This window comes from Arthrobacter rhombi, assembly GCF_039526245.1.
Taxonomy (GTDB): Bacteria; Actinomycetota; Actinomycetes; order Actinomycetales; family Micrococcaceae; genus Arthrobacter_H; species Arthrobacter_H rhombi.
Genome location: NZ_BAAAIV010000025.1, coordinates 212242 through 229130, shown reverse-complemented (window position 1 = coordinate 229130; position 16889 = coordinate 212242). Strand labels below are relative to the sequence as shown.

The window sequence follows — 16889 nt, the reverse complement described above, 5'->3', positions numbered from 1 at the left end:
GACTAGCAGTAACCCAGATCACACTCAACGCTTTTCCCCAGCGTTACGAGGCGTGCGTCGTCCGTTCCCGAATCCACGGCAGGGAGCCGAGGTGGAGGCGATTGCGGGCGCCGACCGGCCCGGCCTGCCCATCGAGGTCATACGCTTCGTCGCCGGCCCACGCCACGATCGGGCGGCCTTCCCCGTCGACGGTGCGCAGGCTCCTGAATTCGGCGGGGGGCTGGCGTCGGGCCGCTGCCACGGCTTCCGTCGCGGTAGCCTGGCCAGCGAGCCAGCGCAGCGTCATCCAGGTGGGGGGCACCAGGTTGACCAGCCCCTCGCCGTGGCGGCGCAGCGCCTCGGTCGGCGTCATCCAGGCATGATCCACGTGCTCATCCGGGCTCAGGATGATCGGGGCGTCGGCTGCGCCATCGAGGGCAGCCAGGAAGAACCAGGTGCGCAGGCGTTTCGGAGCGGTGGGCGGGGGCGTCCAGATCGAGAAGACGGCCAGCTCGGTCTCGCGGACCGCCAGTCCGGTCTCCTCCCGGGTCTCCCGCACACCGGCCCGCAGGGCCGCGGCCATCAGCGGATCCCGGGCGTCGCCGTCGTCCATCGAGGGGACTTCGCGGTCTTCGGGGTCGACGTAGCCACCCGGGAAGACCCAGGCCCCGGCGAAGGACCCGCGGTGCGACGGCCGTTCCAGCAGCAGCACCTCGGGGCCGTCCATGGATTCCCGCATCAGGACCACGGTGGCGGCGTCACCGTGCAGTTCGGGCGCGCGCGGCGATTCAGGCATGGATGGCCTCCTGGCGATCGTCGTAGTCATCCCGGGCCCCGAGGATGGCCCCGGCATGCTCCTCGGCCCAGGCGCGGACGGCATCGAGGGGCTCCAGCAACGTGGCACCGAGCGGGGTGAGCGCATAGTCGACGCGCGGGGGGACCTGCGCATAGACAGTGCGCGCAACAAGTCCGTCACGTTCGAGCGCGCGCAGGGTCTGCGTCAGTACCTTGGGGGTAACGCCACCTACCGCGGACCGGACCGTGGTGAACCGGCTCGGCCCGTCCTTGAGCGCCTGCATGACCAGGGGCGTCCATTTGTCCCCGATGCGCTGCAGCACCAGGCGCGACGGGCAATCGACGTCCATGACATCGAAGGGCTGGCCTTTGGTATCCATTTGGGTACTTTATGACGTTGAGGTACTGGGTATCAAATGCATAGCATGAGGGCATCAGCCATTCACGAGAGGGATTCACCATGAAGATCGCCATCTATGGAGCCACCGGCATGGTCGGCAGCCAGATCGTCACCGAGGCACTGAGCCGCGGGCACCAGGTCACCGCCGTCTCGCGAAAGGGCACAGCGGTGGAAGGCGCCGAATCCGCCACCGCCAAACTCGGGGATCTGGCCGCCTACCGCGCACTGGCCGCAGACCACGACGTCGTCGTCTTCTCGGTCCCGCCGTCCCGCGAGGGTGGCGACGCGCAGGACTTCATCGACGCGCACGAGGAGATCAGCGAGACCCTGGTTCCCGCACGGGTGTTCATCGTCGGCGGCGCCGGCAGCACGATGGTCAACGGGGGCCTGCTCGTGGACCAGCCCGGCTTCCCGCCGGAGTACGAGGCCGAGTCACGCGCCATGATCACCGTGATGGAAAACTACAACTCCGCCTCCGGCTTGGACTGGACCATGCTGGCCCCCGCCCCGGTCATTGCGCCAGGTGAGCGCACGGGCACCTACAAGTTGGGCGCCGACTCCCCCGTCGGCGACAGCATCTCCACGCAGGACTTTGCCGTCGCAGTGCTCGACGAGCTGGAGGAGCCGAAGCACCAGCACCGCCGGTTCACCGTCGCCAACTGAACCCCTCGGTCAGATGACCTTGGCCGTCTGCTCGGCCTACATGTTGCCGGTGGCCACCCCCTCCAATGCCGTGGCCTTCGGGTCCGGTGAGGTCACCATCAAACAGATGGTCCGCGCCGGCCTCTGGCTGAATGTAGCGTCCATGCTGCTGATCGCCGTCGTGCTGTTCACGCTGTTGCCGCTGGTTTTCGGAACATCCATCTAAGCCAGCTCGCCACGGTCGGCTCCCCGCAGCGTCAGCCCCGGGGAGCCGCGTAGTCGATGCCGCGCGCGGCCATTTCACCCAGTTGCAGAACCAGCCAGGGGCTGAACGCCCACGGAGTCGCCGCAACGGCTGCAGCGAGGTCGGTCGGGGCGACCCACTGGAATTCGGCCACCTCGCTGTCACGCGGCTGCGGGTCGGTGGCGGACCGGGCGAAGTGCACGGGGCAGAACTCGTTCTCCACGATCCCGGAGGCGTCGACGGCACGGTAGGCGAAGTCGGGCAGGACCTCCTGAACAATGCCGAGATCCATGCCCAGCTCGTAGCCGGCCCGTCGCCGGACCGCTTCCTGGCTGGGTTCCCCCGGAGCCGGATGCCCGCACACCGAATTGGTCCACACGCCCGGCCAGGCCTGCTTGGACAGGGCCCGGCGCGTCACCAGGACGCGCCCATCGTCGTCGAAGACGTGGCAAGAGAAGGCGAGATGCAACGGCGTCGTGCTGGTGTGCACTTCCGACTTCGGTGCCGTACCGATCTCCCGGTGCCCGGCATCCAACAACACGACCCGCTCCGGTGGTGTTTGCTGCGGGATCTGCCCCGTCACATCTGCTCCTGCCCGTGGTCCTACCGGTGAGTTCCGGATATCCACTCGAACCCTAGCCGATCAACGGCACGGCCGCGGCGGCATGCGTAGACGCGGCTGGCGAGTCTCGCCCACCGCAAGGATGTGGGCCTGACCCGTGCAGCGACCGCCATGCAGGACCTGATATCGAGCACCGTGACACAACTGGCGTCGCGTGGCACGGGGATCAGCGCATTCACTGGCTGACCGGGCCGCCCTGCCTCCGCGGATTGCGGCCTTAGTCAAGAAGAAGCGCGGGCTCCTCCATGATGGCGGCGACGTCGGCCATGAAACGGGCCGAGAGATCGCCGTCGACGACGCGGTGGTCAAAGCTTCCCCCCAGGGTGGTGATCCACCGCGGGATGACTTCGCCGGAGACGACCCACGGCTTCTGCCGGATGGTTCCGAACGCGACGATGGCCACCTCGCCGGGATTGATGATCGGCGTACCGGTGTCGATGCCGAGGGCACCGATGTTGGTCACCGTGAGCGAACCGCCGCGCATGTCCTCGGGTTTCGTCTTGCCTTCACGGGCCGTGACTGCCAAGTCGTTGAGGGCGACGGCCAGCTCCTTCAGGCTCAGATCCTGGGCATCCTTGATGTTCGGCACCAGCAGGCCACGCGGGGTGGCTGCGGCGATGCCCAGGTTCATGTAGTGCTTGACGTGGATCTCGGCCCCTCCCTCGGGCCGGTCCACCCAGCTGGCATTGACACTGGGGTTGCGAGCAGCCGCCCAGATCACTGCCTTCGCCAGGATCAACAGCGGTGAGACCTTGATGCCCTCGAAGTCCCGGGACTTCTTGAGCCGCTGGGTGAACTCCATGGTGCGGGAGGCATCGACGTCGACGAAGATGCTCACATGCGGCGCGTTGGAGGCGGACTCCACCATGGCCTTGGCGGTCGCCTTGCGCACGCCACGAACGGGTTCGCGGGTAACCCGGTCCTCGTCCACGCTGCCCGGCATCCAGAACGTCGGGGCCTGGTCCTGTTCGGCCTCGCGCTGGCCTTGGTAGGAAATCAGGTCTTCACGGGTGATCTCCCCGCGCAGTCCGGTGCCGCTGATCTTGGCCAGGTCGATCCCCAACTCCTTGGCGATCTTGCGAACGGGGGGCTTGGCCAGGACCCGGTCCAGCAGTTGGGAGACCGACTGGCGGGCGGCAACTGCCCGATTTCCTGTTGTCGCCGGGGTCGGCTGCGGAGCCGCCGCAGGTGTTCCGGTCGCGGGACGGTTCCTCGCGGCCGGGGAGGGCGCAACGGTCGGCACGGGTTCCGGGCCGGCCGGGCTGCCGGCTGGCGTCCCGCGCTGGGTACGCGGCCGGCGTCGTACGGGATCGGCCTTGGGGCCGGAGCCAACCAGGGGGCCGGGAGCCTTCTCCTCCGCTGCCGTCGGCGCCGAATTGTCAGCGACGTCCGCGACGGGAGCCGACTCGACGCCGGGTTCCTGGGGAGCCGGTGCCTCTTGCCCGATCTCGTCGACCGAGAAAAGCGGCTGGCCGACCTCTACGGTCTGGCCTTCGGCCGCATGCAACTCGGTCACGACCCCTGCGTAGGGGCTGGGCAGCTCAACGAGGGATTTGGCGGTCTCGATTTCCACGAAGACCTGGTTGATCTCCACGGTGTCGCCGGGCTGGACCTTCCAGGAGGCGATGTCCGCCTCGGTCAGGCCTTCGCCGACGTCCGGCAGTTTGAAGGTACTCATGGATGGCTCCTTGGGCGCGTGCTGTTCGGGGTGCCGGTTGGCCTAATACTCGAAGGAACGGTCCAGCGCATCGAGCAACTTGTCGATGTCCGGCAGGTACTGTTCCTCGACCTTCGCCACCGGGTAGGGCATGTGGAATCCACCGACCCGGATCACTGGCGCCTCGAGTGAGAGGAAGGCCCGCTCGGAAACACGGGCGGCTATTTCGCCGCCGATCCCCCCGAAAGTAGGGGCCTCGTGGGTCACGATGAGCCGGCCGGTCTTCTGTACCGAGGTGATCACCGTATCGAAATCGATGGGGCTGATCGAGCGCAGGTCAATGACCTCGATGTTGCGGCCGTCCTCCCGGGCGGCCTCGGCTGCGGCGAGGGCCACGGGAACGAGCGGCCCGTAGGTGACGATCGTTGCGTCCGTTCCCTCGCGGATGACCTGCGCGCTGAAAGCGTCCGGTGCCGGCGTCTCGGTATCGACTTCGCCCTTGAGCCAATATCGGCGCTTGGGTTCGAAGAAGATCACCGGGTCCTGGCAGGCGGCGGCCTGCTGGATCATCCAGTAGGCATCGTTGGGATTGGACGGGGTGATGATGCGCAGGCCAGGGGTGTGCGCGAAGAGCGCCTCCGGCGACTCCGAGTGGTGCTCGATGGAACCGATGCCCCCGCCATAGGGAATGCGCACGACGACCGGGGCGCCAAACCGACCCTCCGAGCGGGCCCTCATCTTGGCCAGCTGGGTGGTGATCTGGTTGAACCCCGGGAAGACGAAGCCGTCGAACTGGATCTCGGCGATCGGGGCGTAGCCGCGCAGGCTCATGCCGATCGAGGCGCCGATGATGCCGGATTCGGCCAGGGGGCTGTCCACGACCCGGTCCGTTCCGAAATCTGCCATCAGGCCTTCGGTGATGCGGTAGACACCACCGAGCCGGCCGATGTCCTCACCGATCAACAGTGATTTCGGGTTGCCTTCCAGCACGCGGCGCAGGCCGGAGGACAGGGCCTTGGCCAGGGTCATGGTGGTCATCGGGCATCTCCCTGCGGCTCAATGGACGTCACATCAGCGTCGGCGAACCCGGCTTCGTACTGCCGGTGGAACTCCAGTTCCTCACGGATCAGCGGGTGGGCCTCCGCGTAGACGTTGGCGAAGGACTGCGCCAACGTCGGTGCCGGGAAGGCCATGGCCTCGCGGCGGACCCGGGCAGCCATCTCGTCACCGTCGGCAGCCAACTGCACGAAGAAGTCCTCATCGACCAGCCCCTGGCCACGCAGGTAGGTTTCCAGGCGGGCCAGGGGATCTTTCGGCCCCCACGTCTCCTCCTCCGCCGTCGTGCGGTATTTGGTGGGGTCATCGGCGGTGGTGTGGGCACCGACCCGGTAGGTCTGGGCTTCGATGAGCACCGGCCCCCGGCCCGACCGCGCATGTTCGAGGGCCCAGCGGGTGACGGCGTGCACGGCCAGCACATCGTTGCCGTCGACGCGGATGCCGGGGAACCCGTACCCGGCGGCGCGCTGGACCAGCGGGACGCGGGACTGGACCTCGAACGGCACCGAGATGGCCCACTGGTTGTTCTGGCAGAAGAAGACGACCGGTGCCTGGTTGCTCGCGGCGAACACCATGGATTCGTGGGCGTCGCCCTCTGATGAAGAACCGTCGCCGAAGTAGGCGACCACGGCGGTGCCTTCGGTCGCGAGCCGTTCGGCGTCCCAGCCGGCCTGGTCGCGCTGGATCCCCATGGCGTATCCGGCTGCGTGCGGCATCTGGGCGGCGAGCACCATGGTGTACATGTGGAAGTTGTTCTCGCGGGGATCCCACCCACCGTTGGAGATGCCACGGAAAATGCGCAGCATCTGCGGGAAGTCCACGTCGCGGGTCAGCGCAACGCCGTGCTCGCGGTAGGTGGGGAAGATGTAGTCGCGCGCCTCGGTGGCCCGACCCGAACCAATTTGGGCGGCTTCCTGCCCCCGCAGCGGAACCCAAAGAGCCAGCTGGCCCTGGCGCTGCAAGGCCGTTGCCTCCTCGTCAAACCGCCGGGTCAACGCCATGTCGCGATAGAAACCGCGCATCCGCTCGGCATCGACGTCTTCCAGATAGGGCGAGTACACCTCATCCTGTCGGAGCTCTCCGTCTGGCGTCAGCAACTGGACCATATCGGTTGCTGCCATCGCCTGTGCGGTTGAGGTCATGCGCGTGGATACCCTTCGGTCGGATATATGCCCCCCGCGGAATGCATTCCGTGGGGGGCATATAGCGGAAATACCCCTCAAGCCTACTGTCCTGCAGGCCGACGACCGGGATTGGAGACCGGCTAGGAAAGGGTGGGTCGTTTTGGATAGTTGCTACAAAGCGCGAGAAAACGCGTATTTGCTTCCGCTTCGCCGATGGTCACCCGCAGCCCCTCGTTCCCGAAGGCCCGCACGGAGAGCGCCTGCTCCCCGGCAGCCCGGGCGAATGCGGGGGTCTCATCGCCGAAAGCGAGCCAGACGAAGTTCCCCTGGGCGTCGGGGATGTCCCACCCGAGTTCGCGCAGACCCTCGACCACCCGCGTCCGCTCGTCCACGACGCGTTGTACGCTTTCGACAACATCGTCGATGTGCGTAATCGATGCCACTGCCGCCTTTTCCGCCAGGCTGGACACAGCGAACGGCGTGGCGATGACGCGCAGGTACTGCGTGATCGACGGGTGGGAAATGGAGTAGCCGACGCGCAGGTTGGCCAACCCGTGCGCCTTGGAGAACGTCCGCAGAACGACGACATTGGGGTACTTGCGGTACATCTCGATGCCGTTGACTGCGTCATCGTGGCGCACGAATTCGTTGTAGGCCTCGTCGATGACGATCAGCACGTTCGCGGGGACGGAGTTGATGAACTTCTCGACCTCGGCGGTGGTCAACACCGGACCCGTGGGGTTGTTGGGCGTGCACAGCAACACGACAGAAGTCTGCGCGTTGACCGCGGCGGCCATGGCATCCAGGTCATGTCGCCCATCCGGCAGGTTCGGGATCTCGACGGCATCCGCACCAGTGGTCTGCACGACGATGGGGTAGGCCTCGAACGAGCGCCAGGCGTAGATGACCTCATCGGCGACATCGTCGTCGTTCTGGCCCGCAAAGGTTTGCAGGATCTGGGTCAGGGCGCCCAGGCTTCCGGCACCGGTGACGATATCGTCCGCCGGCACGTCAAGGTATCCGGCCAGTGCCTCGCGCAGCTTCGTTGCCAGCGGGTCCGGGTAGCGGTTGAAGTCGATGCCCTCACGGATGGCCGCCAGCACTGCCGGCACCGGCGGCTGGGGATTCTCGTTGGAGGACAGCTTGTAGGAGGTCAGCCCCGGAATGACGGCCGGGGGTTTGCCCGCGGCATACTTCGGAAGCTGTCCCAGTACGGGACGTGGTTGCACCTCGACGGGTGTGACGGGGTTCTCGTTGCTCATGCCCCCAGCCTAACGTTGCCGAGCCGTGTCTCACTCCCCGCCGGGGGGCCAGTGAGGAAGCGTTACCCGGCGCGAAACCGCATCCGCGAATTCCCGAAACACTGCCTTGGCACTGTGGTCCCAGACGATGACACACAACGTGGAGGTATCCGTGGGCCACACCGAACAACTCACACCGGCGCCCAGCCCTGCAACCCCGATCCGGATCGAGGTCAAGCCCGGCCGATGGATTGAGAACTGGGATGCCGAAGACCCTCATTTCTGGAACGAAGTCGGCAGCCGGACAGCGAGGGTGAACCTGAAGTACTCGATCTTCTGCGAGTTTCTTGGCTTCGTGGTCTGGCAATTGTGGTCGATCGTGGCCATATACCTGCCGACGGCGGGATTCGAGCTGGGGACCAACCAGCTGTTCTGGCTGATTTCGATACCAAGCCTCGTCGGGGCCACTCTGCGGATCCCCTATACGTTCATGGTGGCCCGGTTCGGTGGCCGCAACTGGACGGTGATTTCCGCCCTGTTGCTGTTGGTGCCGGTTGGCGGCATGGCTTGGGCGGTATCCGATCCAACGACCCCCTTCTGGGCACTTCTCACGCTGGCCGGCCTGGCCGGATTCGGTGGCGGGAACTTCGCCAGCTCGATGGCGAACATCACGTACTTCTACCCGGCACGGGAGAAGGGCTGGGCGTTGGGCCTGAACGCGGCCGGAGGTAACCTCGGCGCGGCCGTGGCCCAGCTGGCCGTCCCGATCGCGGTCACCATCTTCGCTGCCGGTTCGCTGCAACTTCCGCTGGCCGGCTTGATGTGGATGCCGCTCATCCTGCTCGCGGCGGTCCTCGCATTCCGGAACATGCACAATCTCAGCCATGCCCGATCCGATCTCTCCGGATCGTTGGCAGCCCTGCGCGAACCCCAAATGTGGGTCATCTCGGTCCTCTACATCGGAACTTTTGGGTCCTTCATCGGCTTCTCGGCTGTCTTTCCGAAACTCATCAAGGATTCCTTCCCTGAGTTCTCCTCCTTCACCGTCCTCGGTGCCGCGCTCTCGCTGGCCTTTCTCGGGCCGCTGGTCGGTTCGCTCACCCGGCCGCTCGGTGGACGTCTGGCGGACAGGCATGGCGGCGCGCGCATCACGATCGCCGCATTCATCGTCATGGCGGCGATCACTGCAGCGTCGACACTGTCCCTTCCAGCGGGCAGTTTCTGGTTGTTCCTGGGACTGTTCGTGCTGCTCTTCGGAACCAGCGGAGTCGGCAACGGCTCGACCTACCGGATGATCCCGGCCGTGTTTGCCATACGCGCCCGGTTATCCGACGGCTCCGGACGGCCCGGGGCACCGTCGGTCTCCACCGAACGGCAGGCCGCCGCCGCGCTGGGGCTGGTATCTGCCATCGGCGCTTACGGCGGGTTCCTGATACCGCAGGCGCTAGGCGCGTCCCTTGGGGCGACCGGAAGCTACGCCACCGCCTTCTGGTGTTTCGTCGGCATTTACGGGGTCATGTCGGGATTGGCCTGGTTCAACTACCAGCGCAGTTCCTCCCCCTTCTCGGGCCCGGGTGCCTAGGATGGCAACCGCACCCCGCTCCGCGACCCATTGCCCGTACTGCGCCCTGCAATGTGCCATGATCGTGACAGCGGGTGAGGGCCGCGAACCGGAAATCCAAGGACGCGATTTTCCCACCAATGCGGGTTCACTGTGCCGCAAGGGCTGGTCGGCCGGTTCGCTGTTGCAGTCACCCGAACGGCTGGGCGAGCCATTGCTCCGCGGGCCCGACGGGCAGTTGCACCACGTGTCGTGGCCCGAAGCGCTCGACACGCTCGCCGACCGGATCGAGGCAGTGCGCGGCACTCACGGGCCCGATGGCATTGCCCTGTTCGGCGGAGGCAGCCTGACCAATGAGAAGGCGTACCAGTTGGGGAAGTTCGCCCGCCTGGCCGTGGGGACCTCCCGCGTGGACTACAACGGCAGGTTCTGCATGTCTTCCGCGGCCGCCGCCGGAAACCGGGCGTTCGGGCTGGACCGAGGGCTGCCCTTCCCGCTGACTGACCTCGGCGGCGCCGGGACGATCCTGTTGCTCGGTTCCAACGTCGCCGAGACGATGCCACCCTTTGTCCGGCACCTGCAGGCAGCCCGGGATGCCGGCGGCTTGATCGTCGTCGATCCACGGCGCACCGCCACCGCGGAGCTGACAGGGAACGGAGGCGGCGTACATCTCCAGCCGACCCCGGGCACCGACCTGCAGCTGCTGCTCGGGCTGTGCCACGTGGTCCTGGTCGAGGGCCTCGCCGACGAGCGCTATCTGGCCAGACGCACCTCTGGACGGTCCGACATCGTGCGTACGGTCGCTCCGTGGTGGCCCGAGCGGGTCCAGGGGGCCACCGGCGTTCCGGCAGCACGGGTACGGGAAATTGCCCACCAGCTGGCCGACGCCGCCAGGGAAGCGCGGTCCGGCGGCCGGCGCGTCTACGTGCTCACCGGACGCGGCATCGAACAGCACGTCAATGGCACGGATACCACGACGGCGGCCATCAACCTGGCATTGCTGCTGGGGCTTCCGGGCACCACGTGCGGTGGCTACGGGACGCTGACCGGGCAGGGCAACGGACAGGGCGGGCGCGAACATGGGCAGAAGTGCGACCAGTTGCCGGGATACCGCAAGATCACGGACCCCGCACACCGTTCCCACGTCGCCGGCGTGTGGGGGGTCGACGCTTCGGCCATCCCCGGTCCGGGGCTGCCCGCAACCGAGTTGCTCCACGGGTTGGGGAAGCCCGGAGGGGCACGAATGCTCCTGGTCCATGGCGCCAATGTGGCGGTCTCCGCACCCGATGCGACGCGGGTCATCGAGGGATTGCGCCGCCTTGACTTCCTCGTCGTCGCCGACTTCTTCCTCTCCGAGACGGCCGCCATGGCCGATCTGGTGCTGCCGGTCCTGCAGTGGGCCGAGGAAGAAGGGACGATGACGAACCTGGAGGGTCGCGTGCTGCGACGCCGTCGTACCATCGATCCACCACCGGAGGCCCGTTCCGAGCTCTGGATCTTCTCCGAGTTGGCCCGGCGGTTGGGCGCACCCGGGCGTTTTCCGGCCGACCCGCGCGAGGTCTTCGAGGAGCTGCGTGCCGCCTCGGCCGGCGGCCTGGCCGACTATTCGGGCATCACCTATGCGGCGCTCGACGACGGGGCTGCCATGTATTGGCCGTGCCCTGCCACCCCATCTGCCGAGGCCACCGGGCCGTCGGAACCGGGCCCCACGCTCCTGGGCACCCCTCGACTGTTCCTCGACCGATTCGCCCACGCTGACGGACGGGCCCGACTCGTGGGAGTGCGCGTCGGCGCCCCGGCCGAACAGCACGACGGCCGCCGACACCTAACCCTGCTGACCGGGCGCCTCCTCGAGCACTACCAGAGCGGATCGCAGACCCGGCGGACCGGCGAGCTCCTCGCCGCGCAACCGGAGCCGCGGGCGGAACTCCACCCGACGACGGCCCTGGAGCTCGGCGTGCGCGACGGCGAGTTCGTCTCCCTCAACAACCAACGTGGCCGGGTGCTGGCCCGCGTCCAGTTCAGCACCGGGATGCGCCGGGATGCCGTCTTCCTGCCGTTTCATTTCGCCGGATCCGGCAGCGCCAACCTGCTCACTGACGCTTTGACCGATCCTCTCAGCGGGATGCCCGCGTTCAAGAACACCTTCGTGACCGTGGAGGCCCTAGTCCCCATCGGACTGCCGCCCGCCGCAGACACCGCCGGGAGCAAGGCGTGAACCGCGCCGATGCGGTGGAGCGGATCGTCGTGCTGGGCTTCGGTCCGGTGGCGGCCCGCTTCGTGGATGGCCTGCTCCCCCGCCTGGCAGGTGGGACGCTCAAGCTCACCGTCATCGGCGGAGAGGTGCGGCCCGCCTACAATCGCGTGCTCGTCGCCGACGTCGCCACCGGACGCGCCAACGCGGCCTCGCTGTCCCTGGCCGACCCCCGGGAACTCTCAGCAGCCGGCGTCGATCTCCGACTGGGCACCACCGCCGTGCGCGTTGATCGTGCCCGGCGCCGCGTCATGCTCTCCGACGGGACCGAGGTGGGCTACGACCGCCTGGTGTTCGCCACCGGCGCCCGCCCCACGATCCCCGTTCTGCGCGGCCTCGACTTCTCCCCGCTCGGCGAGCCGTCCCTGCCCGAGGGGGTCATGACGCTGCGCGACCTCGACGACGCCGCACGGCTCGCACCCGTCGTCCAAACCGGCGGAAAGGTGGTCATCCTCGGTGGCGGAATCCTGGGTGTGGAGGCCGCCCTGGCCATCCGCGAAGCCGGCGCCGTCGCGACGCTGGTCCACCACGGGCCGGTCCCGCTGGCCCGTGCGCTGGATCACGACGGCGGCCGCGTCCTGGCTGCTGCGTTGGCGGAAGCCGCCGTCGAGGTGGTGCCCGATGCACGGGCCGTGGGCGTGCACCTGATCGAGGGCAAATTCAGCAGCCTCGAGCTAGAGCACGGCACCGTCTGTCCGGGAGACGCATTGGTGGTCTCCGCAGGCGTCCGGCCACGCGCCGGCCTGGCTGAAGGGTGTGGCCTGGTGGTCGATGCCGGGATCCGCGTGGACGACAGGCTCTGCGCCGATACTGAGGACCGGGTCTTCGCCATCGGGGACTGCGCAGCCGTGCAGGGCCGTCCCCCCAGCGGCCTGATCGGCCCCGGGTGGGCACAAGCCTCCTGGCTTGCCGGCTACCTGCTCCGGCATCCGTTGCCAGCGGACGCGTACTCGACCTCCGCGTTCGCAGATCCGCCGCCTGCCGCCGGCCCAGGTACCCCCGAGTCCGCCCCGGTGGAGGCCGAGGCCCTCATCATGCTCAAAGCCCGGGGAGTCGATGTGGCAGCCGCCGGCACCGTCACTGCTGGCCTCTGGGATCCGGGCCCCCTCCGGGTCAGCGTCTGGGCCGATCCGGAGCACGGCCGCTACTGCAAACTAGTCACCGACGAGGGTGTCCTCACGGGCTTCGTGGCCGTGGGGATGCCCCGGACCGCGGCTGAACTGGTGCTGCTCTATGAACGTGGCCACGAACTTCCTGCCGACCGCAGTTCACTGTTCCGACTGGACGATGCCGCGATACCACCAGCCGCTCCCGCGCCCGTGGCCTCCGACATCTTGTGCCGGTGCAGCGGAGCGACCTACGGCGACGTCCAGCGCGCCTGCTCCAATGGGTGTTCCACGGTGGACGCCGTCGGCTCCGCCTGCCGTGCCGGTACCGGATGCGGTGGGTGCCGGACCGTGATAGGCGAGATGCTCGCGCGCGCGGCCGAAGTCGCCCCGGCATGAACGTCCCGATCCCTCGGAGGGCACGCACAGTGCGGTATGGAAGGATGTCCACATGCTGCGATTCATCGTCAAAGTCATCGTCAACGCCCTGGCCTTGGCGGCCGCAACCTGGCTGCTGCCGGGCATCACCGTCGGTTCCAGCGCCGCCACCGATGCCACCGGGAACGACTCGGTCGGCACAGTCGTCGCCTACCTGTTCATCGGCCTCATCTTCGGCGTCGTCAATGCGGTGGTCCGCCCCATCATCGGGTTCCTCTCGCTGCCGATCACCTGCCTGACCCTAGGGCTCTTCGCGATCGTGATCAATGCGGCCATGTTGATGCTCACCTCGTGGCTGAGCAGCTACACGCCCATTGGCCTGCACATCGACACGTTTTTCTGGGATGCGGTCCTCGGGGCGATCATCATCAGCATCGTCTCGGCAGTGATCGGCTGGGTCGTCCCCGATAAGGAGCGCTAGGCAACGCCTGCCCAACGCGCCCGATGACGTGGCGGTTAGTGGGATGGCGCCGCATGCAGCCCCTGTCGCAGGGGTCCGCGTCGCGGATAGCGCACCGGTTTGATCCGGCCTGCGGCCCGGGCCCGCCCGCGCCGCAGGCCCACGGTCGTCACCGAAACGGCAGTGGCCCCTGCGAAGACGGCACCCAGGGACTGCCGCACCTCGACGATGTTGGGTTCGGAGCTGGTCACCAACTCCCCCGAGAGCGCACTGTAATTGCCCAGCTGGTGGGCCGCACCAAAACCGCCGGCGTCCATGTTCGTCCCCGGTGAGTAGCCGCCCAAGTGCACGGTGACCTGGTTGCTGGTCTCGGGATTGGGCCGTCCGTCGAGCCCAGGCACCATGTCGTCCTCGTGCTCGAGATGGAGCCCCCGGACGTCGTCGGGCAGCGGTGTGCCGCCGATGGGCGCGCCAGTGGTCACCACGTATTCGACGTCGTAGGTCTGGGCGATGCGCGGGTCGATCGCCAGGTTGGCCGCATGGATCCCGCCTTGGCTATAGCCGGTGATGACCAACCGGTCTCCCGGCTGGGCTCCCGCGACGTGCAGGGCCTCGGCGGCCGCTTCACCCACATACTGGCTGTCGAGTCCGGCGGCCTCGACGATGCCGCCTTCATCGAAGGGGTTGAGCGGCGGCCCCGTCCGGCGATCGCCCGCAGGCTGCGTCCCGGGCAAGGTGAGGACATGGACCGGTCCTTGGGGAGTCTGCGCCGTGGACACCAACAGCGCGCCCTCCCCCGAAACCTGCGCTTCTGCCCGGCGCTGCAGATCCATCAGGTCGGGCAGGGTGCCGGAGAAGGCCTCGGGCTCGGCGCGGGATACCGAGGCAATGCGGATCCGGCGGATGTTGAACAGCAGCCGCACTCCCGCCAGCGAGGCCAGACCGGAACCGAGGCGATCGGCCATTGAGCTGCGAAACGGTCCGCCGTGCTCCCGGTCAGCCACCAGCCGCGCGACGGCGCGCAGTTTCGAGGCGGCGATCGGGTCCGACCCCAGCTGCCCTCCCAGGGCGATCCACCCGAGGGCGTATCCGGGGGCGGCATTGATCAGGTCCTCGGTGGTCTGCCCGTCCGGGTGGCCATGGTTGGAGGCCATTACGCCACCCAGGCGGTCGAAGACGGTCGCGGCGCGCATCTGGTAGGCCCGCTCCCGTGCCCGTCGCTCGGCGTCCTCATAGCCGGCCCGGCTGGCCGCAAGCCCCGTGCTGCATTCCGACAGGCGGTCACCGACATCGATGGCCAACGCGTTCGAATTCCGCAGGTGTTCTTCGGCAGCCCGCGAGAACTGCCACGCCTCCAAGGAAACGGGAGGTCCGGCATCGGCCAACGCGGAGGAGACGAGCATGCGGACCATTGCCAGCCCGTCGACGGCCCGCGCGAGCAGCACTGCTGCCCGTTCGAACTCGTCGAGCTGGAAGTCCACGCTGGCCACGCCCCCGGTGCTGGAATGGCTCACGGCGGCCCCACCCCTGCGCGTTCCTTGCCCTGCTGCACCGCTGCCAGGGCGTCCTCGAGTTCACGCGGGATGGCATCCAGCCGGCCCAGGCACTCCTCCAACTTCCGGCGATAGGCGGCACCGGCCGGCGAGCGCCACTGCACACCCAGGGCCGACAGCAGCTCGGCCCGGGCACCCGACAGTTCGGCCAACGCGTGCCGCGTCCTGCCCTCCAGCAGATCCCAGTTGTACACCGCACCTCCCCTGCCGACCTGCCGAGGCAACCTCCTGCCGCCCCGGATACCCCCACGCTAGGCGCGCCCGGCACCCCACGCAGGAACCGGCGTCGTACCTGTGGATAGCGCGGGAGGACCGCGTCATGCGGTGCCGCGGGCCGGGCGGACCATGAAAGAATGGGCACCATGGCTGATTCCGCGCGCACATCCCTTGCTTCAGAACCACTGGCACTCGGTGCCCTCGACGGCCGCTACCGGTCGGCGATCGCCCCACTGGTGGACCACCTCTCGGAGGCGGCACTGAACCGCAACCGCGTCCACGTCGAAGTCGAATGGCTGCTCCACCTCACCTCGAACTCCGTGCTGCCGGGCACCTCCCCGCTGACCGCGGACCAGACCTCGGCGCTGCGCCGGATCGTCACCGACTTCAATGCCGATTCGGTCTCGGAACTCTCGGAGATCGAGGCCATCACCGTCCATGACGTGAAGGCCGTCGAGTACTACATCAACCGCCGCCTGCCGGGCATCGGCATCGAGGCGCTGACCCCCCTGGTCCACTTCGGCTGCACCAGCGAGGACATCAACAACCTCTCCTACGCCCTGGGTGTGAAGGACGCCGTCGAATCCGTCTGGATGCCCGACGCCCGCGCCCTGGTGGAGCAGATCACGGCGATGGCCGAGGCCACCCGCGACGTGCCGATGCTCTCGCGCACCCACGGGCAGCCGGCCACCCCGACGACGCTGGGCAAGGAGCTCGCCGTCACCGCGTGGCGCCTGACCCGCCAGCTCGATCGGATCGCCCGCACCGAATACCTGGGCAAGATCAACGGAGCGACCGGCACCTACGCCGCGCATTACGCTTCCGTTCCCGGTGCCGATTGGCAGCAGGTCTCGAAGACGTTCGTGGAGGGCCTGGGGCTGGATTGGAACCCGCTGACCACGCAGATCGAATCCCACGACTGGCAGGCCGAGCTCTACGCCGACGTGGCCCGGTTCAACCGCATCCTGCACAACTTCTGCACCGACGTGTGGAGCTACATCTCCATCGGCTACTTCAAGCAGGTCCCGGTCGCCGGCGCCACCGGCTCCTCCACCATGCCGCACAAGGTCAACCCGATCCGCTTCGAGAACGCCGAGGCGAACCTGGAGATCTCCAACGGCCTGCTCGACACCCTGGGGTCGACCCTGGTGACGAGCCGCTGGCAGCGTGACCTCACCGATTCGTCCTCGCAGCGCAACATCGGCACCGCGTTCGGCCACTCGCTGCTGGCCATCTCCAACGTCGCCAAGGGCCTGGAGCGCCTGGACGTCGCCGAGGACGTGCTGGCCGAGGACCTGGAGCACAACTGGGAGGTGCTCGGCGAGGCCATCCAGATGGTCATGCGCGCCGAGGCCATCGCCGGGACCCCCGGCATGGAGAACCCCTACGAGCGGCTCAAGGAACTCACCCGCGGCCACCGCGTGGACGCGGCGCGCATGCAGGAGTTCGTGGCGGGCCTGGGCCTCGGCGAAGCAGCGGACGCCCGGCTGAAGGCCCTGACGCCGGGCACCTACAACGGCATCGCGGCGCAGCTGGTGGACCACCTGAAGTAGGGGCCGGCCCCATTAACCATCAAGTAACTTGATCAAGTTGCTTGTATG

At 67.7% G+C, this 16889-nt stretch carries 16 protein-coding genes; 7 read left to right on the top strand and 9 right to left on the bottom strand.

Annotation, left to right across the window (positions count from 1 at the left end; translation table 11 throughout):
• Nucleotides 1–43: 43 nt before the first annotated feature.
• Nucleotides 44–775 (bottom strand): NUDIX hydrolase, encoded by a 732-nt coding sequence (locus ABD088_RS16805; RefSeq protein WP_343903116.1) that lies wholly within the window; start codon nucleotides 773–775, stop codon nucleotides 44–46.
• Entirely contained in the window at nucleotides 768–1154 is a 387-nt protein-coding gene (locus ABD088_RS16800) for a winged helix-turn-helix transcriptional regulator (RefSeq protein ID WP_343903115.1), read from the bottom strand. Before ABD088_RS16800 ends, ABD088_RS16805 begins: the two co-directional genes overlap by 8 nt.
• A gap of 80 nt (nucleotides 1155–1234) precedes the next feature.
• Between ABD088_RS16800 and ABD088_RS16795 the strand changes: the two genes are divergently transcribed.
• Both ABD088_RS16795 and ABD088_RS16790 read left to right on the top strand, forming a co-directional pair.
• A complete protein-coding gene (locus ABD088_RS16795) occupies nucleotides 1235–1837 on the top strand; it encodes an NAD(P)-dependent oxidoreductase (RefSeq protein ID WP_343903114.1) in 603 nt (200 codons plus the stop codon).
• 13 nt (nucleotides 1838–1850) lie between these two features.
• Complete coding sequence (locus ABD088_RS16790; RefSeq protein WP_343903113.1) at nucleotides 1851–2042, top strand: anion permease; 192 nt, start codon at nucleotides 1851–1853, stop codon at nucleotides 2040–2042.
• Between the two features lie 31 nt (nucleotides 2043–2073).
• Here the strand turns inward: ABD088_RS16790 and idi are convergent, their stop codons facing one another.
• The 5 genes from idi to ABD088_RS16765 form a co-directional block, all read right to left on the bottom strand.
• Nucleotides 2074–2631, bottom strand: a complete 558-nt coding sequence (idi, locus tag ABD088_RS16785) for an isopentenyl-diphosphate Delta-isomerase (protein WP_343903198.1) — start codon at nucleotides 2629–2631, stop codon at nucleotides 2074–2076.
• Nucleotides 2632–2899: 268 nt separating this feature from the next.
• Nucleotides 2900–4360: a dihydrolipoamide acetyltransferase family protein gene (locus ABD088_RS16780; RefSeq protein WP_343903112.1), complete on the bottom strand. Its 1461-nt coding sequence runs from the start codon at nucleotides 4358–4360 to the stop codon at nucleotides 2900–2902.
• A gap of 42 nt (nucleotides 4361–4402) precedes the next feature.
• Complete coding sequence (locus ABD088_RS16775; RefSeq protein WP_343903111.1) at nucleotides 4403–5377, bottom strand: alpha-ketoacid dehydrogenase subunit beta; 975 nt, start codon at nucleotides 5375–5377, stop codon at nucleotides 4403–4405.
• On the bottom strand, nucleotides 5374–6537 hold the full coding sequence (gene pdhA / locus ABD088_RS16770) for a pyruvate dehydrogenase (acetyl-transferring) E1 component subunit alpha (RefSeq protein ID WP_343903110.1): 1164 nt from the start codon (nucleotides 6535–6537) through the stop codon (nucleotides 5374–5376). The genes ABD088_RS16775 and pdhA overlap by 4 nt, the downstream gene beginning before the upstream one ends.
• Nucleotides 6538–6659: 122 nt before the next feature.
• Nucleotides 6660–7781, bottom strand: a complete 1122-nt coding sequence (locus ABD088_RS16765) for a histidinol-phosphate transaminase (RefSeq protein ID WP_343903109.1) — start codon at nucleotides 7779–7781, stop codon at nucleotides 6660–6662.
• 127 nt (nucleotides 7782–7908) lie between these two features.
• Here ABD088_RS16765 and ABD088_RS16760 point away from each other — a divergent pair, with 127 nt between their 5' ends.
• From ABD088_RS16760 to ABD088_RS16745, 4 genes are read left to right on the top strand one after another with little or no spacing between them, the layout of a single operon-like run.
• Nucleotides 7909–9342, top strand: a complete 1434-nt coding sequence (locus ABD088_RS16760) for an MFS transporter (protein WP_343903108.1) — start codon at nucleotides 7909–7911, stop codon at nucleotides 9340–9342.
• A gap of 1 nt (nucleotide 9343) precedes the next feature.
• The gene (locus ABD088_RS16755) at nucleotides 9344–11539 is read left to right on the top strand and encodes a molybdopterin oxidoreductase family protein (protein ID WP_343903107.1); all 2196 of its coding nucleotides are present in this window, start codon (nucleotides 9344–9346) and stop codon (nucleotides 11537–11539) included.
• Nucleotides 11536–13080, top strand: coding sequence for an FAD-dependent oxidoreductase (locus ABD088_RS16750; protein WP_343903106.1), 1545 nt, complete (start codon nucleotides 11536–11538; stop codon nucleotides 13078–13080). Before ABD088_RS16755 ends, ABD088_RS16750 begins: the two co-directional genes overlap by 4 nt.
• A 52-nt stretch (nucleotides 13081–13132) precedes the next feature.
• Nucleotides 13133–13540: a phage holin family protein gene (locus ABD088_RS16745; RefSeq protein WP_343903105.1), complete on the top strand. Its 408-nt coding sequence runs from the start codon at nucleotides 13133–13135 to the stop codon at nucleotides 13538–13540.
• Nucleotides 13541–13575: 35 nt separating this feature from the next.
• On the opposite strand, the gene ABD088_RS16740 is transcribed toward ABD088_RS16745, so the two are convergent.
• Both ABD088_RS16740 and ABD088_RS16735 read right to left on the bottom strand, forming a co-directional pair.
• Entirely contained in the window at nucleotides 13576–15033 is a 1458-nt protein-coding gene (locus ABD088_RS16740; protein WP_343903104.1) for a hypothetical protein, read from the bottom strand.
• A complete protein-coding gene (locus tag ABD088_RS16735; RefSeq protein WP_343903103.1) occupies nucleotides 15030–15266 on the bottom strand; it encodes a hypothetical protein in 237 nt (78 codons plus the stop codon). The genes ABD088_RS16740 and ABD088_RS16735 overlap by 4 nt, the downstream gene beginning before the upstream one ends.
• Before the next feature lie 168 nt (nucleotides 15267–15434).
• On the opposite strand from ABD088_RS16735, the gene purB reads away from it, so the two are divergent.
• Nucleotides 15435–16841 (top strand): adenylosuccinate lyase, encoded by a 1407-nt coding sequence (gene purB / locus ABD088_RS16730; protein ID WP_343903102.1) that lies wholly within the window; start codon nucleotides 15435–15437, stop codon nucleotides 16839–16841.
• Nucleotides 16842–16889 lie beyond the last annotated feature (48 nt).

Coding starts and splice junctions, on each gene's coding strand:
- ABD088_RS16805 (WP_343903116.1), bottom strand. CDS start 775: ATGCCTGAATCGCCGCGCGCGCCCGAACTGCACGGTGACGCCGCCACC.
- pdhA (WP_343903110.1), bottom strand. CDS start 6,537: ATGACCTCAACCGCACAGGCGATGGCAGCAACCGATATGGTCCAGTTG.
- ABD088_RS16795 (WP_343903114.1), top strand. CDS start 1,235: ATGAAGATCGCCATCTATGGAGCCACCGGCATGGTCGGCAGCCAGATC.
- ABD088_RS16790 (WP_343903113.1), top strand. CDS start 1,851: ATGACCTTGGCCGTCTGCTCGGCCTACATGTTGCCGGTGGCCACCCCC.
- ABD088_RS16775 (WP_343903111.1), bottom strand. CDS start 5,377: ATGACCACCATGACCCTGGCCAAGGCCCTGTCCTCCGGCCTGCGCCGC.
- ABD088_RS16760 (WP_343903108.1), top strand. CDS start 7,909: ATGACACACAACGTGGAGGTATCCGTGGGCCACACCGAACAACTCACA.
- ABD088_RS16780 (WP_343903112.1), bottom strand. CDS start 4,360: ATGAGTACCTTCAAACTGCCGGACGTCGGCGAAGGCCTGACCGAGGCG.
- purB (WP_343903102.1), top strand. CDS start 15,435: ATGGCTGATTCCGCGCGCACATCCCTTGCTTCAGAACCACTGGCACTC.
- ABD088_RS16755 (WP_343903107.1), top strand. CDS start 9,344: ATGGCAACCGCACCCCGCTCCGCGACCCATTGCCCGTACTGCGCCCTG.
- ABD088_RS16765 (WP_343903109.1), bottom strand. CDS start 7,781: ATGAGCAACGAGAACCCCGTCACACCCGTCGAGGTGCAACCACGTCCC.
- ABD088_RS16745 (WP_343903105.1), top strand. CDS start 13,133: ATGCTGCGATTCATCGTCAAAGTCATCGTCAACGCCCTGGCCTTGGCG.
- ABD088_RS16800 (WP_343903115.1), bottom strand. CDS start 1,154: ATGGATACCAAAGGCCAGCCCTTCGATGTCATGGACGTCGATTGCCCG.